Raw genomic sequence first — 23,691 nt, 5'->3', positions numbered from 1 at the left:
GACCCGAAGAGCGGTGCAAGTGCCGTTCCATTGTCGGGGGAGCGTCCAGCTTGATCAGCAGTGAAGCTATATCACTATGTATATACCACGGTAAATGGGATGCGGCGTCATCGTCAACCGCCCTCGGCGGTCGGTGCGCCAGCGGGCGATGTGGACCGTAGCCGCTGGCGCGTCCGCGCCTGTCGGATATCCGACAATCAGGCGGACGAAGCTTTTTGCGAGTGGTCAGGGCTTGGCGGCATCGGGCAAATAGCGCGCACCCTCCCGGCCAAGGAAATCGAGCATGGCCTGGGCGGGGGGCAACAAGAGCTTGTCGGCCCGCCGGATGGCGTGCCACTGGCGAATGATCGGCAGCCCCGGGATTTTCAGCGCGACCAACCGGCCCTCTTCGAGCTCGTGGGAGACCGTATGCTGCGAGATGAAGGCGACGCCGAGGCCTGCGATCACGGCCTGCTTGATGGTTTCGTTGCTGTCCATCTCCATGCTGGTCTTCGGCTGCAATCTGTTCTTCCGGAAAAAGTCCTCCATCAGCATGCGCGTGCCGGAGCCGATCTCGCGAGTGATGAAGACTTCGCTGGCGAGATCGGCTGCAGTAATCCGCCGCTTCTTCGCGAGCCAGTGGTTGGCGGATGCGATCACGACGTGCGGATGCTTGCCGAGCGGCCGCATGTCGACCTGAAGGTCGGCGGGCGGACGTCCCATGATCGCAATGTCGAGATCGTAGCCGCGCAGCGCCTCGCGGATCGTGTCGCGGTTGCCCACTCGCAGCGACACGTCGATCTTCGGGAAGCGGCGGGAGAATTCGGCGATTGCGAACGGCACGAAATATTTTGCGGTGCTGACCGCGCCGATCGACACCCGTCCGCCGCTGCGGCCGGCGATCATCTCGAGCTCCTGCTCGCAATCGAGCAGCGCAGCCTCGACGCGTTCGGTCAAGGCGAGCACGCTGCGCCCGGCATCCGTCAGGACCATGCCGTCGGCGGTGCGTTGGATCAGCGGCAGGCCGGCAAGCTCCTGCAGGTTGCGAATCTGCAGGGTCACCGCGGGCTGGGTCAGGTGAAGCCGGCCGGCCGCGGAGGTCACGGAACCGGAGGTCTGAACCGCGGCGAGCGCACGCAGCTGCCGGATCGTCAGGTCGCGCGAAAATCGCTTCGCCATTGTTCTCCCACCATAAAAAATTCTTTTGTTGTTCCAAAGATAAAGAAATTTCACTAATTATGCAATTCGCGGCTTGATAGGCGGACGGCGATGCCGAGACGCCGCAAGCGTCAAGCCCGAACAACGATGGCTGACGGCACGGGAGGGGCTTTATGGACCGACATCTGACATTGCAGGCACATCTTGCGGCGCAAGGCGCGGAGGCCTCCTGCGCCGCCGTCATCGTGGCGCTGGCTGGAGCGGCGCGCGATCTCTCTCGGCTGATCGCCATCGCGCCATTGTCCGAAGGGAATGGCGGTGTAGCGGGAACCAATTCCGACGGCGACAGCCAGAAGCCGCTCGATCTGATCGCCGATGGACTCATGCGTGAAGCTCTCCGGAACGCACCGGTGGCCGGCATCCTGTCCGAAGAGGTCGATGCGCCGGAAACGCTCGATGCGGCGGCGCCGCTTTGTGTCGCGATCGATCCGCTCGACGGCTCGGCCAACATCGAGAACAACATCTCGGTCGGTACGATCTTCTCGATCAGGCCACGAGGCCGCGATGTCGTTTCGAGCTTCTTCGAGCCGGGCACTGTCCAGCTCGCGGCGGGGTTCTTCATCTATGGACCGCAGACATCGCTGGTGCTCGCAATCGACGGGCGCGTCGATCTGTTCGTGTTCCATCCGTCATTGCGGGAGTTCGTGCTCGCGAAGACCGGCTTGCGGATTCCTCAGGACTCGCCGGAATTCGCGATCAACGCATCGAACAAGCGGCATTGGAATGGTGCGGTGCGCGATTACGTGGACGAATGCCTGTCCGGCGCAGCCGGTCCGCGCGGCCGCGACTTCAACATGCGCTGGGTCGCATCACTGGTCGCGGAAGCCTATCGCATCCTGATGCGCGGCGGAGTGTTCCTCTATCCGGCCGATGCTCGTCCCGCCTATCGCGAAGGCCGCCTGCGGCTGGTCTACGAAGCGCATCCGATGGCGCTGATCATGGAGTGGGCGGGCGGCGCGGCGTCCAACGGGCGATCACGCGTTCTCGAACTCTCGGCGCGCTCGCCGCACCAGCGTGCACCGTTGATGATGGGCGATTCCCGCGCGGTGCGCGATATCGACATCCTGCATGAAGGTGTCGAACCCTTGTTCGAAAGCAGCGACGCGCCTCTGTTCGCGCGCCGCGGCCTGTTCCTCTGAGGGGCCGCCATGTCACGTCGTCATCCCATCATCTCGATCACCGGCTCATCCGGCGCAGGGACCACATCGGTCAAGAAGACGTTCGAGAACATCTTTCGTCGTGAGAATGTCAAAGCTGCCTACATCGAAGGCGACGCCTTCCATCGCTATGACCGCGAGGAAATGCGGCGCAAGATGGTCGAGGAGCAGGAACGCGGCAACAAGCATTTCAGCCACTTCAGCCCCGATACCAATCTGTTCGAGGAACTGGAACGGACGTTTCGCGATTACTCCGAATCCGGCACCGGCATGACCCGCCATTATGTCCATGATGACGAGGAGGCGAGCCTTTATGGGGGAAAGCCAGGAACCTTCACGGACTGGACGCAGCTGCCGGGCGATTCCGATCTGCTATTCTACGAAGGACTCCACGGCGCCGTCGTCACCGAGAAGGTGAACATCGCCAAATATGCCGATCTGAAGATCGGCGTTGTCCCGGTGATGAATCTGGAATGGATCCAGAAGCTGCATCGCGACCGCGCCTCGCGCGGCTATTCCACTGAAGCGGTGACCGACACGATCCTGCGGCGCATGCCGGACTATGTGAACTACATCATTCCGCAGTTCTCGGAGACCGACATCAACTTCCAGCGCGTGCCGACGGTCGACACGTCGAATCCCTTCATCGCGCGCTGGATCCCGACGCCGGACGAATCGATGGTGGTCATCCGCCTGAAGAACCCGCGCGGCATCGACTTTCCCTATCTGCTCTCGATGATCCCGCAGAGCTTCATGTCGCGTGCCAATTCGATCGTGATCCACGGCGCGAAGCTCGATCTTGCGATGCAGCTGATTCTCACGCCGATGATCCTGCAACTGATGGAACGAAAGAGGCGCACGCTATGACCGCAATCGCCCTGCAAACCGTGGCCGCGAAGCCGGAGATCGGCCACGCCGAGATGGCGAACGCAATCCGCTTTCTCGCGATCGACGCCGTCGAGAAGGCGAAATCGGGACACCCTGGCATGCCGATGGGCATGGCCGACGTCGCCACCGTGCTTTTTCGAGAGTTCCTGAGATTCGATCCCACCGATCCGGCCTGGCCAGATCGCGACCGTTTCGTGCTGTCGGCAGGGCACGGCTCGATGTTGCTCTATGCGCTGTTGCATCTGACGGGCTACGAGGCCGTTACGCTGGACGAGCTGAAATCTTTTCGCCAGTGGGGCGCCAAGACGCCGGGACATCCCGAGTATGGCCATACGCCGGGCGTTGAGACCACGACCGGGCCTCTCGGTCAGGGCATTGCGACCGCGGTCGGCATGGCGCTTGCCGAGCGCATGATGAATGCGCGGTATGGCGATGACCTCGTCGATCACTACACCTATGTGATCGCGGGCGATGGCTGCCTGATGGAAGGCATCAGCCACGAGGCGATCTCGCTTGCGGGGCATCTCAAGCTCAGCCGCCTGATCGTGCTGTTCGACGACAATCATATCTCGATCGACGGCTCGACTTCGCTGTCCTGCTCGGATGATCAGTTGGCGCGCTTTGCGGCGTCAGGCTGGGCGACGTGCCGGATTGATGGTCACGATCCAAGTGCGATTTCCAATGCGATTGCGCAGGCGCGGCAAAGTGATCGTCCGAGCCTGATTGCCTGCCGTACCACCATCGGTTTCGGCTCGCCGGGACGACAGGGGTCGGAGAAGGCGCATGGTGCGCCGCTCGGCGCGGAAGAGGTCGAGAAAACGCGGGCTGCGTTGAACTGGCCGCACCCTCCGTTCCAGATTCCGGGCGAAATTCTGGCGAACTGGCGCGCGGCTGGTGCGCGCGGGCGGATCGAACGCCAGGCCTGGAAGGAGCGTGCGCGGCGGCTGTGCGCGGGCGACCGTTCGCCCTGTCACGACGCGCTGAACAAGAAGTTGCCGGCGACCTATGCCGAGCGGATGTCCAGCCTGCTGGCGCAACTGACGACCGAACAGCCGAAGATCGCGACGCGCCAGGCTTCGCAGGTCACCATCGATGCCATCGCGGAAGCGCTGCCAAATCTGCTGGGCGGCTCGGCCGACCTGACCCATTCCAACTTGACCAAAGCGAAGACGCAGAGGCCGGTCACACCCGAGGCAATGGACGGCAACTACATCCACTACGGCGTGCGTGAGCATGCGATGGCGGCTGCGATGAATGGCATTGCGCTGCACGGAGGCTTCATTCCCTACGGCGGTACGTTCCTGGCGTTCGCCGATTATAGCCGGCCGGCGATCCGGCTGGCGGCGCTGATGGGCATCCGCGTCATTCATGTGATGACGCATGACTCGATCGGCCTCGGCGAGGATGGGCCGACGCACCAGCCGGTGGAGCACCTGGCGGCATTGCGCGCCATTCCCAACCTGCTGGTGTTCCGGCCGGCCGATGCTGTCGAGACGGCAGAGGCCTGGGATTGCGCGCTGCGGACCGAGACCGCACCGTCCGTGCTTTGTCTCTCGCGCCAGGCGCTGCCTCCGTTCCGGACCGAGCCATCCGACCTTAATCGCGTCGCGCTCGGTGCCTATGTCGTGGATGAGCCGGAGGGCGGGCGCGACGTCACGCTGATCGCGACCGGCTCCGAAGTTGCCATCGCACGTGACGCGGCCAAGCTGCTTGCCGCCGACGGCGTGCGCGCTGCGGTGGTCTCAGCGCCCTGTTTCGAACTGTTCCGGCAGCAGCCTGCCGCCTATCGCGCCGATGTTCTCGGGGAGGCGCCGCGGATCGGCATTGAAGCTGCGATCGAAGGCGATTGGACGCGCTGGCTCGGCGACAGCGGCGAGTTCGTCGGCATGCAAGGGTTCGGCGCATCGGCGCCGGCCGAGGTGCTCTACCGCGAGTTCGGCATCACGCCCGCGGCGGTAGCCGACGCCGCCTTGCGCTGCATCATCCGCGCGCGTGCATCTTAAGCAATCAGACAACAGGGACGGAGACAGATCATGGCGCGGATCACTTTGAGGCAGCTATTGGATCATGCGGCCGAGCGAGGCTACGGCGTGCCGGCCTTCAACATCAACAATATGGAGCAGGGGCTTGCGATCATGGAGGCGGCGGCGGCTGTCGACGCGCCTGTCATCATCCAGGCTTCGCGCGGCGCGCGTTCCTATGCCGGCGACATCATGCTGTCGAAGATGATCGATGCCTTGGAGGAGATGTATCCGCAGATCCCGCTGTGCCTGCATCAGGACCACGGCAACGACGAGGCCACCTGCGCCACGGCGATCAAGCACGGCTTCACCTCGGTGATGATGGACGGCTCGCTCAAGGCGGACGCCAAGACCGCGGCTGACTACGACTACAATGTCGATATCACGCGGCGCGTGGTCGAGATGGCGCACTGGGTCGGCGCTTCCGTCGAGGGCGAACTCGGCGTGCTCGGCTCGCTCGAGCATGGCGGCGGCGAGCAGGAGGACGGCCACGGCGTTGAGGGCAAGGTCAGCCACGACCAGCTGCTGACCGATCCCGTGCAGGCCGTCGACTTCGTCCGCGCCACCAAGGTCGACGCGCTCGCGATTGCGATGGGCACATCGCATGGCGCTTACAAATTCTCGCGCAAGCCGGACGGCGACATTCTCGCGATGCATGTGATCGAAGAGATCCATCGGCGGCTGCCGAATACGCATCTGGTTATGCACGGCTCGTCTTCGGTCCCGCAGGCACTGCAGGACATGTTTAATGCGTTCGGCGGCGAGATGCCGCAGACCTGGGGCGTGCCGGTGGAAGAGATCGTCCGCGGCATCCGCCACGGTGTGCGCAAGGTCAACATCGATACCGACTGCCGGCTCGCCATGACCGCAATATTCCGCAAGGTGGCGTCGCAGTCGAAGAGCGAATTCGATCCGCGCAAATTCCTGAAGCCGGCGATGGATTCGATGCGGGAGCTGTGCCGCGAGCGGTTCGAGCAGTTCGGTGCTGCCGGAAACGCATCCCGGATCAAGGTCGTCCCGCTGGCGGAGATGGCCAGGCGTTATCGCTCAGGCGCGCTCGATCCACGCATCGGGGGAATGACAGAGGCTGCGTGAGCAGCGGACCAGCATGCAGAAACACGAGGAGGAACACATGAACGACCAGTCGATCACGGTGCGCGGTAAGGATCGTTACAAGTCCGGCGTCATGGAATACAAGCGCATGGGCTATTGGGAGCCGTCCTACCAGCCCAAGGACACCGACGTCATCGCGCTGTTCCGCGTTACCCCGCAGGATGGCGTCGACCCGACCGAGGCCTGTGCTGCGGTTGCGGGCGAATCCTCCACCGCGACCTGGACCGTGGTGTGGACCGACCGGCTCACCGCTGCCGAAAAGTATCGTGCGAAATGCTATCGGGTCGAGCCGGTCCCGAATTCGCCGGGCAGCTATTTCGCCTATATCGCCTACGATCTGGACCTGTTCGAGCCGGGCTCGATCGCCAATCTCACCGCCTCGATCATCGGCAACGTGTTCGGCTTCAAGCCGCTGAAGGCGCTGCGGCTCGAGGACATGCGGCTGCCGATCGCCTATGTTAAGACCTTCCAGGGCCCGGCCACCGGAATCGTGGTCGAACGCGAGCGGCTCGATAAGTTTGGCCGGCCGCTGCTCGGCGCCACGGTGAAGCCGAAGCTCGGCCTTTCCGGCCGCAATTACGGCCGCGTCGTCTATGAGGCGTTGAAGGGCGGCCTCGACTTCACCAAGGACGATGAGAACATCAACTCGCAGCCCTTCATGCATTGGCGCGAGCGCTTCCAATATTGCATGGAGGCGGTGAACAAGGCCCAGGCTGCGACCGGTGAGGTCAAGGGCACCTATCTCAACATCACCGCGGCGACGATGGAAGACATGTATGAACGCGCCGAGTTCGCCAAGGAACTCGGCTCGGTCGTCGTCATGATCGATCTCGTGATCGGCTACACCGCGATCCAGTCGATGGCGAAGTGGGCGCGCAGGAACGACATGATCCTGCACCTGCACCGCGCCGGCCATTCCACCTACACGCGGCAGCGCTCGCATGGCGTCTCGTTCCGCGTGATCGCCAAGTGGATGCGGCTCGCCGGCGTCGACCACATCCATGCCGGCACCGTGGTCGGCAAGCTCGAGGGCGATCCCAACACGACCCGCGGCTACTACGACATCTGCCGCGAGGATTTCAATCCGATGCGGCTCGAGCACGGCGTGTTCTTCGACCAGAATTGGGCGAGCCTCAACAAGATGATGCCGGTCGCCTCCGGCGGCATCCATGCCGGCCAGATGCACCAGCTGCTCGATCTGCTCGGCGAGGATGTCGTGTTGCAGTTCGGCGGCGGCACCATCGGCCATCCGCGCGGCATCGCCGCCGGCGCGACCGCCAACCGCGTCGCATTGGAAGCGATGATCCTGGCCCGTAACGAAGGGCGGGACTACGTGCACGAAGGCCCGGAGATCCTGGCCAAGGCAGCGCAAAGCTGCACGCCGCTGCGCGAGGCGCTCGAGGTCTGGAAGGACGTCACCTTCAACTATGAATCGACCGATACGCCGGATTTTGTGCCGAGCGTCACGGCTGCGGTCTGAGAGGAGATCACAATGCGCGTCACCCAGGGCTGCTTCTCTTTCCTTCCCGATCTGACCGACGAGCAGATCACGGCGCAGGTCCAATACTGTCTCGACAAGGGATGGGCGGTGAACATCGAGTTCACCGACGACCCGCATCCACGCAACATCTATTGGGAAATGTGGGGGCTGCCGATGTTCGATCTGCGCGATGCGGCCGGCATCATGCGCGAGCTTGCCGATTGTCGGAAGATCTATGGCGACCGCTATATCCGCATCTCCGGCTTCGATTCCAGCCACGGCTGGGAATCCGTGCGTATTTCCTTCATTGTCAACCGGCCACAGCATGAGCCGGGCTTCCGGCTCGACCGGCAAGAAGCCGCCGGGCGCAACGTACGCTATGCCACGCATGCGTATGCGACCGGGCGGCCCGAGGGCGAACGGTACTCATGATGCAGACCACGCAGGCGAACGCGGCCCAGGCGACGCCGGTCGACACCATCGACCTGCGTCGCGAATTCGAGGACGTCGACATCGCGCCGGTGCTCGAACAGCTCGATCGCGACTTGGTCGGGCTGGCGCCGGTCAAGACACGGATCCGCGAGATCGCCTCGCTGCTTCTGATGGAACGCATTCGGCAGAAAATGGGGCTTGCGACCACCTTCCCGACCTTGCACATGTCGTTCACCGGAAATCCCGGCACCGGCAAGACGACTGTGGCGCTGCGCATGGCCGGCATCCTGCACCGGCTCGGCTTCGTTCGCCGCGGCCACGTCATCAGCGTGACGCGCGACGACCTGGTCGGGCAGTATATCGGCCACACCGCGCCGAAGACCAAGGAGGTGCTGAAGAAGGCGATGGGCGGCGTCCTGTTCATCGACGAGGCCTATTACCTCTATCGGCCGGAGAACGAGCGCGATTACGGCCAGGAGGCGATCGAAATCCTGCTGCAGATCATGGAACAGCAGCGCGAGGATCTCGTAGTCATTCTCGCCGGCTATGCCGACCGGATGGAGAAGTTCTTCCAGTCCAATCCCGGCTTCCGCTCTCGCATCGCGCATCACATCGACTTTCCCGACTATTCCGAGCCGGAACTCCTCACCATCGCCGAGCTGATGCTGGAAGGACAGAACTATCGTTTCACCCCCGAGGCTCGCGTGGCGTTCGAGAAATATATCGCGGTGCGCAGGACGCAGCCGCTGTTCTCCAATGCGCGCTCGATCCGCAACGCACTGGATCGCGTCCGCCTCCGGCAGGCCAACCGGCTGGTGTCGCGGCTCGACCGGGTGCTGACCTCGAATGACGTCATGTCGATCGAGGCGGCGGATGTGCTGGCGAGCCGGGTGTTTCGCAACGCGGAGCAGCAAGCATGAACCTCGCGCTGGCGACGGCGACCACGCCGCTCGACGAGATCCGATATCGGCTGACTGAAGCTTCCGCGCTGATCTTTGACGTCGACGGCACCTTGGCCGAGACCGAGGAGCTGCATCGCGAGGCCTTCAACGAGGCTTTCGTGCAGCTTGGCCTCGACTGGCATTGGGGACCGCGCATCTACAAGGAGCTGCTGCAGGTGGCCGGCGGCAAGGAGCGCATCCGCGCTTTCGACCAGATGCGGCGGTCCGGTCCACCTTTGACCGATGCCGTGGTCGCCGAGTTGCATGGTGTGAAGACCGCGCGCTTCGCTGCCCTGATGGCGGAGAAGGGCTGTCCGTTGCGGCCTGGAGTTCGGCCGCTGCTCGATGCGGCGCTGGCGCGCGGGCAAACGCTGGCGATTGCGACCACCACGACGCGCGCCAATCTCGACGCATTGCTCGCGCCGGCGCTGAGCCAGGCCTGGGAAGCCAGGTTTGCCGCGGTCGTTGCGGCCGACGATGTCGCGCGCAAGAAGCCGGCGCCTGATGTCTACCTCGAGGTGTTGTCGCAGCTCGACCTCTCGGGAGAACGCTGCTTGGCCATCGAAGATTCCGGCAACGGCCTTCTCGCCGCAAGGCGTGCCGGCATTCCGGTGCTGATCACCCGCAGCCGCTATTTCAGCGATGACGATTTCGACGGCGCGCTTGCTGTTGTCGACGATCTCACCGAACTCGCCATTTGATCGCTTGGTCATAACGGCTCGTTGATATGTTCGCGGCGGATGTGGCGCACCCGCAGCCAGATCGTCAGCGCGGCCAGCGGCACGAACACGGCAATGGCATAGCCCGGTTCGAAATGCAGCGTGCCGGTCTCATGCGCGGCCTTCACGAGATAGGAGAACAGTCCGGTCAAATAGTATGTGATGGCCGCGACCGAAAGACCTTCGACCGTGGTCTGCAGCCGCAGCTGCAGCCGGGTCCGCGCGTTCATCGACTTCAGCAGTTCCTGGTTCTGTTGCTCGAGCTCGACGTCCACGCGTGTGCGCAGCAGATTGGCGGCGCGCGCCAGCCGCAGCGACAGCGCGGCTTGCCTCGCTTCAGCCGTCATGCAGGTCCGGATCGCCGGCGCCATGCGCCGCGCCAGGAACGATGACCAGGTCGGAAAACCCGGCATCTTGCGTTCGCCGATGCTGTCAAGGCGCTGCGTGACGATCTCGTCATAGGCGCGGCTCGCGCCGAAGCGGAACAGGCTCGCGGCGGCACCCGCCTCGACCTCGGCGGCGAGGGCGGTCAACTCGTCGAGCATCTGATTGTTGTCGGACAGGTCAGTGGCGCTGCGCATCCGTTCGGTGACCTCGGCAAGGCGCTTTTCCGCCGCGTTGATCGAGGGCGCCAGCCGTTGCGCCTCGGGCAGGCCGAGCAGCGCGAGCGTCCGATAGGTTTCGATGTCGAGGAGATGCTGGACGGTGCTACCGATCCGCGCCGGACTCATGCCGCGATCGAGCAGCAGGATGCGCACGTAGCCTTCCGGATTGGCCTGGAAGTCGGTGGCGTAGATGCCGGTGCCGTCGGCGATCTCGGCCATGGCGAGACTGACGGAATCGAACATCGCAAGCAGGCTGCTGCTGGCGTCGTCATCGGGCAGCACGTTGAGATCGACCGCGACCAGCAGCGGTCCCGGCTGCGGCACCAGCCGCATCGGCGCGGCAAGCGAAGCAGCCGACGGATGAAAGGCGCCGGCATTCGGGTCGACCGGCACTTCCCAGGTATAGGTCGTGAATTCGGAATGCTGCTCCCAGCGCAGCACGGTGCCGCCGAGCGAAACCCGGAAATGCTTGTCCTGCGGCAGCGGTGGCGGCACGCCGCGCGATCTGCACAATTCGATCAGCTGGGTGCGATCGGCGAGCGCCCGCGGACCGGACGTGTCGAAGCCGAAATGCAGGATGCGCGCCGGCACCGTCACGGGATGCGACGGCCGGGCATGAACCTCGCCGAGAATTGCGGTCCGCAGCGCATGCGGCGCCAGACGCGCCTCTTCGCTGTCCCCGATCAAGACGATATCGCTCATGCCGATCAGCCCACAGATCGCCGTTTCCGCCAGCTATCAACGCATATTCGTCGACGCAAGTCGACATGGAGTTGGCGACGACATGGTGACTGCGCGACGACGACGCGCGCGTGACAGAGCCGGGCGGAGCTTACGGAGACACGGGATGGAAACTTTGCTTCCATCGGTCAGCTCCCGTGCCTCCTTACCATCAAGCGATGGACACCTTTTCTCAAGCGATGGACATCGTCAGCGGCGGCTCGACCTTGTCCGGCAATGGACTGACATAGGGCGTCCGCGCCGTGCGCTGCTTCAAGTCGGCCTTGGCGGCTTCGATCAGCTCAGGTTCGTTCAGCGCCTTGACGCCGAGCGCCGCCATCGCCTTGGCGGCCTGCACCATGGCCTTGTGCGCGGCCGGCGACTTGCCCTGCGCCACCACCTGCCAGGTGTGGAACGGCGTGCCGATCGCGACCGTCGGCGCATGCACCTGGACGGTCGGCACCACCCAACTGACATCGCCGACGTCGGTGGAGCCGATCTGCGGATTGCGCTTGGTATCGAGCGGCACCAGGAAATCCGCAAGCGGCCGGTCGCTCGGCTCCATGCCGATGCTGTAATAGACCGAAGAGATGTCCTTGTCGGTCAGCGTCGCCTGGATCTGGCGCGCGAAATCCTGGTCGGTTTCGTCGAAGCGCGGCGGCCCGAGCTCTTCCATGATCCTGTAGAGCGCCTGCTCCAGCGGCGCATTCGGCAGGATGTTGGAGACGGCCGAGATGATCTTCATCTCGACCTTGGTCTCGGTCATCAATGCCGCGCCTTGCGCGATCTTGTGCACGCGCTCGACCAGCTCGTTCATCCCAGGCAGATCGCGGGCGCGGATCGAATAGCGCACCCGCGCATGCGCCTGCACCACGTTCGGCGCGATGCCGCCGGTGTCGAGCAGCGCGTAATGCACGCGGGCATCGCTCGGCATGTGCTCGCGCATGTAGTTGACGCCGACATTCATCAGCTCGACCGCGTCGAGTGCGCTGCGGCCGAGATGCGGCGAAGCAGCTGCGTGCGAGGTGCGCCCGGTGAAGATGAAATCGGCGCGGGTGTTGGCGAGCGATGGCGTCATCACCACTTCCCAGAAGCTCGATGGATGCCAGGTGAGCGCGATATCGGCATCTTTGAAAGCGCCCGAGCGCACCATAAACGCTTTCGCGGCGCCGCCTTCCTCGGCCGGGCAGCCGTAATAGCGCACGCGCCCCGGCACCTTGTTGGCGGCGAGCCAATCCTTGACGGCGGTGGCGGCAAGCAACGCGGCGGAGCCAAGCAGGTTGTGGCCGCAGCCATGGCCGTGGCCGCCGGTCTCGACCGGCCGGTGTTCGGCGACGCCAGCCTCCTGGCTCAAGCCGGGCAGGGCGTCGTACTCGCCGAGAAACGCGATCACCGGGCCGCCTTCGCCCCATTCGCCCATCAGCGCAGTCGGAATCCCGGCGACATTCTCGGTGATGCGAAAGCCCTGGTGGCGCAGCTCGGTGAGGTGCTCGGCGGCGGAGCGCGCCTCGGTGTAGCAGACTTCCGGCATGCCCCAAACCCTGTCGCTGAGTTCGATGAAGCGGGGCTTGATTGCGTCGACGTCACGCCAGATGTCGCTACGGTTGTCCATCTTAGGTCCCTGAAGTGTGATGTTGGTTGGGATGCTGCATGGTTATCAGCTTCGCTTTCCCGCGCCTAGCACGCTCGCCGTTAGCAGCCATGCGCGGCATCATGAGACCGCCTCTGTGTGCTCGAATCTGAGTGCACGTTGTGCATTGTACTGGGCAACATGCCGCCTTCTGCAGCGCAACGGCGCTGACCGTGATGTCAGGCCGCCTCTCTCCCAGTCGAGGCTCGTTTTCTGGAACTGCTCGGGGGTCTCCTGCGCTTGCAAAAGACGTGAGGACCGCCGCCTTGGCGGCGCGATGGCTCTTCGACGATTCGGCGCATCGTATATAACGATGGGCAACGAAGGCCGGTGAGGGGCGACGAAGGCGCGTACCGACCGTATTCCGCAATCCGACCAGTCGAGCACGCCATGACCGAAAATGCCTGGAACAGAATGTCTGCCGAGCGCCTGCGGGCGCTGGCCACAGCGGACGCAATCGTCCTGCTGCCGGTCGGATCGACCGAGCAGCATGGGCCGCATCTGCCGACCGGCGTCGACGATTTCCTCTGCAGCGAGGTCTGCCGGCGCGTTGCGGTGCAGCTTGCGCCGGACTGTCCGGTCGTAGTCGCGCCGACGCTGTGGTGCGGTCTTGCCGACCATCACGTCGCGTTCGGCGGCACCTTCAGCCTGAGCCTTGCGACCTATTACGCCGTACTCAAGGATCTCTGCCGATCGATCCTCAATGCCGGCTTTCGCCGCATCGTCATCGTCAACGGTCATGGCGGCAACATCCAGGCGCTGGCGACGTTCACCGGCGAGCTGACGCGCGAGCTGAATGCGCCGATCGCAACCGTGACCTATTTCATGGAAGGGCGTGAGACGATGCGTAGCGTCCTGGAAGACCAGGACGGCGTGATGCACGCCTGCGAGGCCGAGACGTCGATGATGATGGCGCTTCATCCTGCCCTCGTCGACGCGGGCCGGCTCGGTGAAGCGCATGGGCCGAAATTCGATATCATGGGCTCCCTGGTGCCTGAGCTGAAGATGTTCCGCTCCTTTGCCGAGCTCACGCCATCCGGCGTGGCCGGGGATGCGCGCAAGGCCTCCGCCGAAAAGGGCAGGCAGCTGCTCGACGCCTGCGCCGCCGCGCTTGCTGCGCGTCTCAGGGCAGGGGAGCCATGGGCGCCGGCTCGCCAGGGGATAAGACAGTGAGTTCTGCTGTGGCGACGATCTCGTGGGGAGCGCCGACGCGGTTGCGGGAATAGGCCGGCGGGAACGATTGCGGCCGCGGTCCGTTCTTGCTCGAAGGAGCGCTGCCTCATGCGAGCAGGATCGATTGCAGCCATCGCGGCAATGTTGGTCATTCTGGCCGGTGCGGTGGCCTTCGCCTATCTCGGGCTGACGACGCCGGGTGAGCCGATGCCGACCCAGGGCTGGATCGCGCTCACGCTCGGCGTCGTGTTCTCACTGATCGTGGGCATTGGACTGATGGCGCTCGTGTTCTACAGCAGCCGTCACGGCTACGACGAGCAGGCGCAGTACAGGGCCCGAGAACCACCACGACTAGGCTGATGGCCGCTGTCGCGGTATCGGTCGCGCGGTCACACCGGCCGCGGCGGATGTTCGGTGCGCGGGTGGCGTTCGTGCAGCAGTCTCGCGAGATCATGGCGCAGTTCGTTGCGATCGCGCATCGCGGTCTCGAACAGCGCTTCCTGAATGTCCCGCGGCATGTCGCCCCAGACGCTGATCGCGGCCTGGCCGAGCAACTGGGCGAATCTTGTTTCGTCCATGTGGCACCTCCGAGGCTCTTACGTCCGGGCACCATAAATGTTCCCAATACCGGAAGTTCCTGTTGATGGGCGAGCAAGACCCCTCTCGCGGCGCCGTGCGCCCGAGTTGATCAGGAGGTTCACCCTGCTCGCATGCGAGAGGGTGCAGGGAATGCCGGGTGAAGGCCTCACCCATGGCTCGCCTGCAGAAAAGAAAGCAGGCGGCAGTTACCACAGGTGCAGCCGATCAACCGGCATTCCCTGCGCGATGGTTTTAACGCTTATACGTGATCTCCCCGGGGACCGGCTTGATTGCCCCCGCTGCGCATGACGCTTTCGCGTCAGCACGACCTCAGCACCGGGAGGTCAGGACCACACGATTTCACGTCCGCATCGGCGTTGTTCGTCGGCGCGATCAGATCACGCTGCAACTCCAACACGGCCATCGCATCCCCGCCTCACGTGTCGTGACGATCGGCCGAAACGTCCCTCTGCTCGAGGCGGGATGCACGGAATGATCGTCGTGATTTGCCCGACGCGGCAAGAGAAAACCTCTGCGGCAGATTGGCACGACGGGCAATCCCGCGATCATTGCGTGGTGAACAGCACGACCGCAATCGCGACCGAGAGCGCGACGGCGGAGACGGTGCCGGTCGTCGACAGCACGCCGATGCGCCGGAGAGCTGCTGCAAAGACGATGATGATGGGTGTGACCGTGATGAGCCCCCATTGCGCTTCGCTCATGACTCCGTCCGCCGTTCCTTGATCCGTTGCTGCGGCTCTTATCGCATCTCTCTGCGCGGCAATTTGCGCCCCAGCAACGATCCGGACCGTTCGCTGCCGTCCCCGTGTTTGTGCTCCGACAAAGAGGCGCCTCGCCACGAGCGCTAGCCTCCTGGCGTCGGGAAGCGGAGAGAGCGATGTCGGCGGTTGACTGCGAACTGGAACAAGAGAGCTGGGGGGGCTTCGACGGGCTGCCCGGCGATCCCATGATGTGGGTGCTGATCGGCAGCGAGCTCGTCGCCTTCGGCCTTTTGCTCGGCGCGTTCGCGGTAGCGCATGTCGTCAATCCCGCATCGTTCGCGTCCGGGCAGGCGGTGCTCGACGTCCGCTTGGCGGGACTCAACACGATCGTGCTGGTCACGAGCGGCTGGGCCGCGGCGCGGGGAACCGCAGCCGCGGGTGCGGCCAGGCCGGGCCGTTCGCGTCGCTTCTTGTTGCTGGCGATGGCGCTTGGCGCCGCCTTCATCGCCATCAAGCTCACCGAATATCGCGGTGAGATCGCCGGCGGCGCTGTGCTGGATAGCGGTCCGTTCTTTACGTTGTACTTCCTGCTGACCGGCTTTCACTTGCTGCATGTGTTGCTCGGCATCGTCATCATCGCCGTCGTCTGCCGCCGCGCGCAGCCCACGCACGTCGAGACCGCGACTGCGTTCTGGCACATGGTCGACCTAGTCTGGGTCGTCATGTTCCCAATGCTCTATCTGGTGCGGTGAGCCATGTTCCGTCTCGATCGGCTGGATGTCGCCTGGATCATGCTGCTCGGCCTCGCGGTCGCAACCATCGCGATCTTCTCGAGCGCCGGCGACGCGCTGCCTGGCAATACGGGCAATGCGCTCGTGCTGACCCTGGCCGCGATCAAGGGCCGCAAGATCATCCTCGACTATCTCGATCTGCGTGCAGCACCGGCGCTGTGGCGCGGCCTGATCACGACCTGGGTCGTCGCGGTGACGGCGTTCGCCTGGGCGACAGCTGCGCTGCGCACCTTCATCTGAGAGACTTCCATCTGAGAGGCTTCCCACGCATCGCCGCGCTGATTGCGCCGCGACAAAGAACCGGCCGGGCGCGTCGGTAGACTGCTTCAGCACCTCGACTCCTCCAACCGGAAAGGACGTGTCATGGCTGAACGCCTGACCAAGTCGGCCGCCAGAAACGTGTTCTATGGCGGTTCGGCCTTCTTCTTCGTGATCTTTCTCGCGCTCACGGCGCACAGCCATTACTACATGGTCACGACCTCGACCAACGCCTCGACGCTGACCGCCTCCGTCGCGCGGGGCAAGCATGTGTGGGAGAGGAATTCCTGCATCAACTGTCACACGCTGCTGGGCGAGGGCGCCTATTTCGCGCCGGAGGTCGGCAATGTCTGGGACCGTTGGGGCGGCAGGGAGGACCCTGCGGCCGCGCGCGAGATGCTGAAATCCTGGATGCAGTCTCAGCCTTCCGGCGCGCCGGGCCGCCGGCAGATGCCGCAGTTCAATCTCTCCGACCAGGAGCTGAACGATCTCGCCGACTTCCTGCAATGGACCGACAGCATCAAGCGCCAGGACTGGCCGCCGAACAAGGCGGGTTGAGTCGGATCCCGTCCTCCCTCCACACAGAGAGCCTCATCGATGAAATACGAAACCCAGAAGGTCGCGATGCTGTATTTCTACGGCGCGCTGACGCTTTTCCTCGCCCAGGTCGCGTTCGGCGTGCTGGCCGGCACCATCTATGTGCTGCCGAATACGCTGTCGGTGATCCTGCCGTTCAACATCGTGCGCATGATCCACACCAACGCGCTGATCGTGTGGTCGCTGATCGGCTTCATGGGCGCGACCTATTTCCTGCTGCCCGAGGAAACCGAGACCGAGCTGTACAGCCCGCTGCTGGCGAAGATCCAGTTCTGGCTGTTCTTCGGCGCCGCGGGCGCCGCCGTGGTCGGCTATCTCTTCCATGTCCACGAGGGGCGCGAATTCCTCGAGCAGCCGTTCCCGATCAAGATCGGCATCGTCGTGGTCTGCCTGATGTTCCTGTTCAACGTCACGATGACGGCGCTGAAGGGACGCAAGACGACGGTGACCAACATCCTGCTGTTCGGCCTGTGGGGCGTTGCGATCTTCTTCCTGTTCGCCTTCTACAACCCGGCCAATCTCGCGGTCGACAAGATGTACTGGTGGTACATCGTCCATCTCTGGGTCGAGGGCGTCTGGGAGCTGATCATGGCCTCGGTGCTGGCCTTCCTGATGATCAAGCTGAACGGCATCGATCGCGAGGTGGTCGAGAAGTGGCTCTACGTCATCATCGGGCTGGCGCTGTTCTCCGGCATCCTCGGCACCGGTCACCACTTCTACTGGATCGGCGCTCCCGGCTATTGGCAATGGATCGGCTCCCTGTTCTCGACGCTCGAGGTCGCGCCCTTCTTCACCATGGTGATCTTCACCGTGCAGATGACCTTGAAGGCGGGGCGCAGGCATCCGAACCGGGCGGCGCTGCTCTGGTCGGTCGGCTGCTCGGTGATGGCCTTCCTCGGCGCCGGCGTCTGGGGCTTCCTGCACACCCTGTCGAGCGTGAACTACTACACCCATGGCACCCAGATCACCGCCGCCCATGGCCATCTCGCCTTCTTCGGCGCCTATGTGATGCTCAACCTCGCGGTCATGGCCTACGCGGTGCCGCAGCTGAGGCAGCGCGCGCCCTATAATCAGTGGCTCTCGATCGCGAGCTTCTGGATCATGTGCACGGCGATGATGGTGATGACCTTCGCGCTTACCTTTGCCGGCATCATCCAGGTGCATCTGCAGCGCGTGCTCGGCCAGAGCTACATGGACGTGCAGGATCAGCTGGCGATGTTCTACTGGGTCCGGCTTGGCTCCGGCGTGTTCGTCGCGATCTCGGCCTTGATGTTCGTCTGGGCCGTACTGGTGCCGGGCCGCGCCAAGCAGCCGGCGATCTCCGGCGCGCTGCAGCCGGCCGAATGACAAGCGGCAGGCGGCCGCATTGCCGCGGCCGCCTGTATCCCCGATCGCGGAGAATGATGATGAAAGCCGCCCTTCACGCCGTCGAAGCCTCGACGCTCGACCTCCCGGCCTACACGCCGAGCGGCAATGAATGTGCATTGTTCGAACACGCCTGGCGGCATCGGCTGCCGGTGCTGTTGAAGGGCCCGACCGGCTGCGGCAAGACCCGCTTCGTCGGCCATATGGCGGCGCGGCTCGGCCTGCCGCTGCATACGGTGGCCTGCCACGACGATCTCACGGCCGCCGATCTCACCGGCCGCTATCTGCTGAAGGGCGGCGACACGGTCTGGACCGATGGACCATTGACCCGGGCGGTGCGCGAAGGCGGCATCTGCTATCTCGATGAGGTCGTGGAGGCGCGCAAGGACGTGACTGTCGTGCTGCATCCCCTGACCGACGACCGCCGCATCCTGCCGCTGGAGCGCACCGGTGAGGAACTGGTCGCGCCTGACGGCTTCATGCTGGTGGTCTCCTACAATCCCGGTTACCAGAGCCTGCACAAGGCGCTGAAGCCATCGACGCGGCAGCGCTTCATCGCGATCGAGTTCGGCTTCCTGCCGGCCGACCAGGAGATTGCGGTAGTGGCGTCGGAGAGCGGGCTGGCGCCTGAGCGGGTGCGGCCGCTGGTTGCGCTTGCTCATCGCCTCCGCGCCCTGCAGGGGCACGACCTGGAGGAGGGGGTCTCGACCCGGCTGCTGGTCTATTGCGCGACGCTGGTGGCGGCGGGAACGTCGGTGAAAGAAGCGGTGCTCGCGGGCATGATCGAGCCGCTGACCGACGATGCCGAGGTCAAGATGGCGCTGCGCGAGGTTGCTCATGCGGTGATTGGGTGAGCCATGCTCGACTTCCTCGAACTGGAGGAGACGGTCGGACGGGCCTGGCACCGCCTCGTCGGCGCGACTGCAAGCTATCCGGTTCACGCCGAGCATGCGGTGGCGCTCGCCGACATCCAGGGCCAGATCGCGGTGATGTTCCGCGCGCTCGGCGGCGAGACGGGCGTGCAGATCGCGCCAGCCAAGGCGCGCAAATCCGGCCACCGACTCGGCTGGCGTCAGCGCATCGGGCTGGGTGACGAATGTCTCGATCAGCCCGGGCGCGACGGCGCCACCATATTTCTTCCGGAGCGCATCGCGCTGTTTCCGGACGCTGATCTCAACGCGATGCTGTATCGCTGGCTCGCCGCGTGGTTTGCGACCGCGCCGGCGCCTGGCCTCGATGCGCTTGATCCGCTGCAGCGTGATCTCTCGACGCTGCGGCGGGCCTGCGGGATCACGGCGCTGGTCATTGCGCGTTTTCCAGGGCTCGCCACGCCGTATGCGCGACTCGCTCAGGCGATGGCGGTTGCGCGGCCGCGTCGGCCGCTGCCTCGCGTCGAACAGGGGGTCGAACACATCGTGATGGCGCTGCTCAGCAGCGGCGGTTCGTCCGAGCGCGCGCTGTGGGACGCCGCAATGCGGTCGCGCGAATTGCCCGGCCGCGCGCCGCCCGGCTATCAGGCGATGCTGCCCTGTCCGCTGTGGGGCGATTGCTGGTCCCGCGAGGCCGTCCCTGTGCAGGCCGACGATGACGATCTCCTCGCACCGAGCGAGGAGGCCACAGCACCGGACCCGCGCAAGCGCTTCGCCACGCGCGAGCGCGACGATGCGGCCAAGCGCGATCCCTTCATCCTCAATCGCTTCGAGAAGATCATGGCCATGGCGGAGATGGTCAATGTCGATCGTCCGTCCGACGACAGCGAAGACGAGGACGCGCGCAAGGCGGCCGATGACCTCGATGAACTCGCGATCTCCAGGTGCAAGGGCAAGCCGGCCACCAAGCTGAAATTCGATCTCGACCTGCCGCCCGAGGCTGTCGATCCCTCCCGGCTCGCCAGCGGCCGGCTCTATCCGGAATGGAACTATCGCAGCGGCAACTACATGGCCGATCATTGCCGCGTGGTCGCCGGCGATGCGCCGGAGACCGGCGAGAGCTGGATGCCGGATGATGCCATGCGCCGCCGCATCCGCCAGGTACGGCGGAGATTTGAGGCGCTCAGGCCGCGACACGAGGTGATGCGCGCCCAGGACGACGGCCATGATCTCGACCTCGATGCGCTGGTCCGCGCACGCTGCGATCTGCGGGCCGGAAGCGGCGCGCTGGATCGGGTGCATCTGGCGATGCGTCCCCGGGGACACGATCTCGCCGTCACCCTGCTGGTCGACGTCTCGCTGTCGACGGATGCCTGGGTCGATGGCCATCGCGTGCTCGACGTCGAGAAGGAGGCACTGCTGGTGCTGGCCCATGGACTTGCGGCCTGCGGCGACACCAACAGCATTCTCACCTTCACCTCGCGCCGGCGCGACTGGGTGCGTGTCGAGACCGTCAAAGGATTCGGCGAGCCGATGAGTGCGCAGGTCGAGCGGCGAATCGGCGCGCTGCGGCCCGGCTATTACACCCGGATCGGTGCCGCCGTGCGTCACGCCGCGGCGGAGCTGTCAGGGCAGCCGCAGCGCAAGCGCCTGCTGCTGGTTCTGACCGACGGCAAGCCGAACGACGTCGATCATTATGAAGGCCGCTTCGCCGTCGAAGACACGCGCAAGGCGGTGCAGGAGGCGCGGCGGCAGGGTGTCTCGGTGTTCGGCGTGACCATCGATGCAGCGGCGCAATCCTATTTTCCGACGCTGTTCGGCCGCGGCGGCTACGCGATCGTCGGCAATATCCGCCGGCTGCCGGCGGCGCTGCCCGCGATCTATCGCCAGGTCGCGCATTGACGGCTCGCTGTGCTTGACATCCAGAAGTCGCTTTGCGGTCATTTACAGGCAGAGAGTGAGTCGCATCTAGCTCGGTTGTGTAGAACGCTTCTCCGCTTGCCCCTGCCGGCAGACTCACCTTAGATCGAGGTCGTTCAAAGCGCTGCCACCGCGTCCCCTCAACTCAATCGACGTCTGCAACGAAATGCCCAAGCCCGCTCAAGAGAAATCTGTCCAAGAGAAATCGGCTCAAGACAAGTCTTCCAAGGATATGTCGAAGGATCTGTCGCAGGGCGGCTACGCCGTCGTTGTCGATGGCCAGGTCAAGACCGAATTCAAGACCAAGGAAGGCGCCCAGAACGGCGCAAGGGACCTGAAGCGGCGCTTCCCGATGCTGCAGATCAAAGTCTATGACGTGGCGACCCGCCAGGAACAGGAGATCGAGCTGGCGAGGGGGTGAGCCCGGTCAAACGCGGCCGGATTCCAGTCTCGGCTGCGCCGAGGACTGGTATGCAGTCTCTGTGGATGTGCAGCCGGTCAATGTCCGGCTGGCGTTGCGCACCTCGCTGCGGAAGGTCTTGGCGAGGTTCGACAGCGGCTTGGCTTCCGACCACAACATATAGGCCGACACAGGCGTTTTCGGCGTGAAGGGACGGACCACGAGATCGTGGCCGCCCTGCTGCGGCGAGAACGGATCGACCACCGCAGCGCCGACGCCGGTCGCGGCGAGCACGCAAGCCGTGTTGCAGTAGCGCACCTCGACGCTGGGCTGGAACGTTGCACCGGCTTGGGCAAAACTTTCGCGCACGGCTTCACCGAGCCGCGTGCCGCGTTCGAGCCCGATCAGCGGAAAGCCGGCAAGATCGGCTGCCGAGATCATCAGCCGCTCCGCCAAAGGATGCTTCGGCGGCAGCACGCAGACCATTTCACCGGTATGCACCACCTCATGGGCGATGCCCGGATGATCGGATAGCCCGAGCGCGAATCCGAGCTCGGCGACATTGCCGAGCACGCCGTCGATGATTCCCTCATAACGCCGCACGTCGAAGAACACGCGCGTCTGCGGGCGCCGGCGCAGGAAGCCCGACAGCGTCGGCGGGATGATGCTGTAGGCGAGTGGCGGCGTCGCCACGATCGAGAGATGGCCGGTACGCTGTTCGCGCAGATCGCGGACGCGGTTCTCCAGCCGCGCATGCAACGTGAAGATCGCCTCGCTCTCCTCATAGAGCGCCATCGCCTCGGCGGTCGGGAACAGCCGGTTGTTGATGCGCTCGAACAGCGTGAAGCCGGCCTGGGCTTCCATCGCCTTCAACGCGTTGCTGATTGCAGGCTGCGACAGCGCGAGCTCCTCGGCGGCGGCGACGGTGGTGCGGTGGCGAATGACCGCACGCAGGATTTCGAGCTGGCGCAGGTTCATGGGATGAACGCCTTATAAGCTGTCGTTATGGTCGCGGGCAAAATATCATAGCGCGAGGCTTTCGTGGCCCGTTGCAAAACTTGCGCCGCTTCCGCGTAATCGCCCCTCTCGCATTGCGCCAAGGGCAAGGCTGTGCCGCCTTGGAATTCAGCAATGCGCACAGATCGGAGGCAATGTTGAGTCGTATTGTCCGCGCCGCCGCTGCCCAGATGGGGCCGACCCAACGGGCCGATTCCCGCGCGCACACGCTGGCGCGCATGATCGCGCTGCTGGAGCAGGCCGCCGGCCAAGGCGCACGGCTCGTAGTGTTCCCGGAGCTGGCGTTCACCACCTTCTTCCCGCGCTGGCTCCTGGAAGACGATGCGCTCGATGCGCATTTCGAGCGCAGCATGCCGAATGCGGATGTGCAGCCCTTGTTCGACCGCGCTCGCGCGCTCGGCGTCGGCTTTTATGTCGGCTACGCCGAACTGACCGCCGAGGGCCGGCGCTTCAATTCCTCCATTCTTGTCGATCGCGAAGGGCAGATCATCAGCAAGTACCGCAAGGTGCATCTGCCGGGCTCGGTCGAGCCGCGGCCGGGCGCCAAGTATCAGCAGCTCGAGAAGCGCTATTTCGGTTATGGCGATCTCGGCTTTCCCGCCGTGCGCACTGGAGCCGATTGGGACCGCGCCATCATCGGCATGATGATCTGCAACGATCGTCGCTGGCCGGAATCCTGGCGCGTGCTCGGAATGCAAGGCGTCGAACTCGTCTGCATCGGCTACAACTCCGCGGCCTATGATCCGAACGGCGGCAACACCGAGGATGCATCGCTGCGCACCTTCCACTCGACGCTGGTCGCACAGGCCAACGCCTATATGAACGCGACCTGGGCCATCGCCGTGGCCAAGGCAGGCGACGAGGACGGCTCCGGGCTGATCGGCGGCTCCTGCATCGTCGATCCCAACGGGCGGATCGTTGCGCAAGCGACATCGCTCGCCGACGAGGTGATCGTGGCCGACATCGATCTCGATCTTTGCCGGCAGGGCAAGGAGAAGATGTTCAACTTCGCGGCGCATCGCCGGCCCGAGCAGTACCGCGTCATCACCGAACGCGCCGGCGCAGTCGAGCCGGCCTAGCGTTGGCGAGGGGAGGGA

24 protein-coding genes are annotated in these 23,691 nt (G+C 64.5%); 18 read left to right on the top strand and 6 right to left on the bottom strand.

All coding sequences use genetic code 11. The annotated features are described in order from the left end of the window. Positions 1-225: 225 nt before the first annotated feature. Complete coding sequence (locus QXZ85_RS03575; RefSeq protein WP_315700728.1) at positions 226-1,158, bottom strand: LysR family transcriptional regulator; 933 nt, start codon at positions 1,156-1,158, stop codon at positions 226-228. A 152-nt stretch (positions 1,159-1,310) separates the two neighbouring features. On the opposite strand from QXZ85_RS03575, the gene QXZ85_RS03570 reads away from it, so the two are divergent. Genes QXZ85_RS03570 through QXZ85_RS03535 form a run of 8 tightly spaced genes read left to right on the top strand, consistent with a single transcriptional unit; the run spans position 1,311 to position 9,930 of the window. After that, positions 1,311-2,336 (top strand): class 1 fructose-bisphosphatase, encoded by a 1,026-nt coding sequence (locus tag QXZ85_RS03570; protein ID WP_315700727.1) that lies wholly within the window; start codon positions 1,311-1,313, stop codon positions 2,334-2,336. A 9-nt stretch (positions 2,337-2,345) separates the two neighbouring features. Further along, a complete protein-coding gene (locus tag QXZ85_RS03565; protein ID WP_315700726.1) occupies positions 2,346-3,221 on the top strand; it encodes a phosphoribulokinase in 876 nt (291 codons plus the stop codon). Then, a complete protein-coding gene (gene tkt, locus QXZ85_RS03560; RefSeq protein ID WP_315744758.1) occupies positions 3,218-5,245 on the top strand; it encodes a transketolase in 2,028 nt (675 codons plus the stop codon). The genes QXZ85_RS03565 and tkt overlap by 4 nt, the downstream gene beginning before the upstream one ends. Before the next feature lie 30 nt (positions 5,246-5,275). After that, on the top strand, positions 5,276-6,358 hold the full coding sequence (fba, locus tag QXZ85_RS03555; RefSeq protein ID WP_315700724.1) for a class II fructose-bisphosphate aldolase: 1,083 nt from the start codon (positions 5,276-5,278) through the stop codon (positions 6,356-6,358). Positions 6,359-6,395: 37 nt separating this feature from the next. Further along, the gene (locus tag QXZ85_RS03550) at positions 6,396-7,856 is read left to right on the top strand and encodes a form I ribulose bisphosphate carboxylase large subunit (RefSeq protein WP_315700723.1); all 1,461 of its coding nucleotides are present in this window, start codon (positions 6,396-6,398) and stop codon (positions 7,854-7,856) included. A 12-nt stretch (positions 7,857-7,868) separates the two neighbouring features. Next, positions 7,869-8,288, top strand: coding sequence for a ribulose bisphosphate carboxylase small subunit (locus tag QXZ85_RS03545; protein ID WP_315700722.1), 420 nt, complete (start codon positions 7,869-7,871; stop codon positions 8,286-8,288). Continuing rightward, on the top strand, positions 8,288-9,208 hold the full coding sequence (gene cbbX / locus QXZ85_RS03540; protein WP_315703069.1) for a CbbX protein: 921 nt from the start codon (positions 8,288-8,290) through the stop codon (positions 9,206-9,208). Before QXZ85_RS03545 ends, cbbX begins: the two co-directional genes overlap by 1 nt. Continuing rightward, positions 9,205-9,930 carry an HAD-IA family hydrolase gene (locus tag QXZ85_RS03535; RefSeq protein ID WP_315700721.1) on the top strand — a complete coding sequence of 242 codons (726 nt, stop codon included), beginning with the start codon at positions 9,205-9,207 and terminating at the stop codon, positions 9,928-9,930. The genes cbbX and QXZ85_RS03535 overlap by 4 nt, the downstream gene beginning before the upstream one ends. A gap of 8 nt (positions 9,931-9,938) precedes the next feature. Here QXZ85_RS03535 and QXZ85_RS03530 read toward each other — a convergent pair whose 3' ends face one another. Both QXZ85_RS03530 and QXZ85_RS03525 read right to left on the bottom strand, forming a co-directional pair. Further along, positions 9,939-11,255 (bottom strand): DUF3422 domain-containing protein, encoded by a 1,317-nt coding sequence (locus QXZ85_RS03530; RefSeq protein WP_315700720.1) that lies wholly within the window; start codon positions 11,253-11,255, stop codon positions 9,939-9,941. Positions 11,256-11,466: 211 nt separating this feature from the next. Further along, positions 11,467-12,885: a M20 family metallopeptidase gene (locus tag QXZ85_RS03525; RefSeq protein ID WP_315700719.1), complete on the bottom strand. Its 1,419-nt coding sequence runs from the start codon at positions 12,883-12,885 to the stop codon at positions 11,467-11,469. 408 nt (positions 12,886-13,293) lie between these two features. On the opposite strand from QXZ85_RS03525, the gene QXZ85_RS03520 reads away from it, so the two are divergent. Both QXZ85_RS03520 and QXZ85_RS03515 read left to right on the top strand, forming a co-directional pair. Continuing rightward, positions 13,294-14,076, top strand: coding sequence for a creatininase family protein (locus QXZ85_RS03520; protein ID WP_316173405.1), 783 nt, complete (start codon positions 13,294-13,296; stop codon positions 14,074-14,076). A gap of 108 nt (positions 14,077-14,184) precedes the next feature. Continuing rightward, positions 14,185-14,436 carry a hypothetical protein gene (locus QXZ85_RS03515; RefSeq protein WP_316173416.1) on the top strand — a complete coding sequence of 84 codons (252 nt, stop codon included), beginning with the start codon at positions 14,185-14,187 and terminating at the stop codon, positions 14,434-14,436. Between the two features lie 29 nt (positions 14,437-14,465). On the opposite strand, the gene QXZ85_RS03510 is transcribed toward QXZ85_RS03515, so the two are convergent. Together QXZ85_RS03510 and QXZ85_RS03505 are read right to left on the bottom strand one after the other, a co-directional pair. Beyond that, positions 14,466-14,654, bottom strand: a complete 189-nt coding sequence (locus tag QXZ85_RS03510; RefSeq protein WP_315700716.1) for a hypothetical protein — start codon at positions 14,652-14,654, stop codon at positions 14,466-14,468. Positions 14,655-15,221: 567 nt separating this feature from the next. Continuing rightward, entirely contained in the window at positions 15,222-15,377 is a 156-nt protein-coding gene (locus QXZ85_RS03505) for a hypothetical protein (RefSeq protein ID WP_315700715.1), read from the bottom strand. Positions 15,378-15,553: 176 nt separating this feature from the next. Here QXZ85_RS03505 and QXZ85_RS03500 point away from each other — a divergent pair, with 176 nt between their 5' ends. From QXZ85_RS03500 to QXZ85_RS03470, 7 genes are all read left to right on the top strand, one after another. Continuing rightward, positions 15,554-16,129: a cytochrome c oxidase subunit 3 gene (locus QXZ85_RS03500; protein WP_315700714.1), complete on the top strand. Its 576-nt coding sequence runs from the start codon at positions 15,554-15,556 to the stop codon at positions 16,127-16,129. 3 nt (positions 16,130-16,132) lie between these two features. Then, a complete protein-coding gene (locus QXZ85_RS03495) occupies positions 16,133-16,408 on the top strand; it encodes a cytochrome C oxidase subunit IV family protein (protein ID WP_316173417.1) in 276 nt (91 codons plus the stop codon). A 123-nt stretch (positions 16,409-16,531) separates the two neighbouring features. Next, the gene (locus QXZ85_RS03490; RefSeq protein ID WP_315700712.1) at positions 16,532-16,984 is read left to right on the top strand and encodes a cytochrome c; all 453 of its coding nucleotides are present in this window, start codon (positions 16,532-16,534) and stop codon (positions 16,982-16,984) included. Positions 16,985-17,023: 39 nt separating this feature from the next. Next, the gene (locus QXZ85_RS03485) at positions 17,024-18,370 is read left to right on the top strand and encodes a cbb3-type cytochrome c oxidase subunit I (RefSeq protein WP_315767350.1); all 1,347 of its coding nucleotides are present in this window, start codon (positions 17,024-17,026) and stop codon (positions 18,368-18,370) included. Between the two features lie 59 nt (positions 18,371-18,429). Continuing rightward, positions 18,430-19,242 carry a CbbQ/NirQ/NorQ/GpvN family protein gene (locus QXZ85_RS03480; RefSeq protein ID WP_315700710.1) on the top strand — a complete coding sequence of 271 codons (813 nt, stop codon included), beginning with the start codon at positions 18,430-18,432 and terminating at the stop codon, positions 19,240-19,242. Positions 19,243-19,245: 3 nt separating this feature from the next. Beyond that, positions 19,246-21,159 (top strand): nitric oxide reductase activation protein NorD, encoded by a 1,914-nt coding sequence (locus QXZ85_RS03475; protein WP_315767351.1) that lies wholly within the window; start codon positions 19,246-19,248, stop codon positions 21,157-21,159. Positions 21,160-21,409: 250 nt separating this feature from the next. Further along, entirely contained in the window at positions 21,410-21,598 is a 189-nt protein-coding gene (locus QXZ85_RS03470) for a hypothetical protein (protein ID WP_315700708.1), read from the top strand. A gap of 6 nt (positions 21,599-21,604) precedes the next feature. Here QXZ85_RS03470 and QXZ85_RS03465 read toward each other — a convergent pair whose 3' ends face one another. Continuing rightward, positions 21,605-22,555 carry a LysR family transcriptional regulator gene (locus QXZ85_RS03465; RefSeq protein WP_315700707.1) on the bottom strand — a complete coding sequence of 317 codons (951 nt, stop codon included), beginning with the start codon at positions 22,553-22,555 and terminating at the stop codon, positions 21,605-21,607. Positions 22,556-22,728: 173 nt separating this feature from the next. Here QXZ85_RS03465 and QXZ85_RS03460 point away from each other — a divergent pair, with 173 nt between their 5' ends. Then, positions 22,729-23,673: an N-carbamoyl-D-amino-acid hydrolase gene (locus QXZ85_RS03460; RefSeq protein WP_315767352.1), complete on the top strand. Its 945-nt coding sequence runs from the start codon at positions 22,729-22,731 to the stop codon at positions 23,671-23,673. The last annotated feature ends 18 nt before the right edge of the window (positions 23,674-23,691 follow it).

Source organism: Bradyrhizobium sp. SZCCHNGR1005, assembly GCF_032489995.1.
Taxonomy (GTDB): domain Bacteria; phylum Pseudomonadota; class Alphaproteobacteria; order Rhizobiales; family Xanthobacteraceae; genus Bradyrhizobium.
The sequence above is the reverse complement of the archived record's forward strand: the minus strand, read 5'-3'. Positions and strand labels throughout refer to the sequence as shown.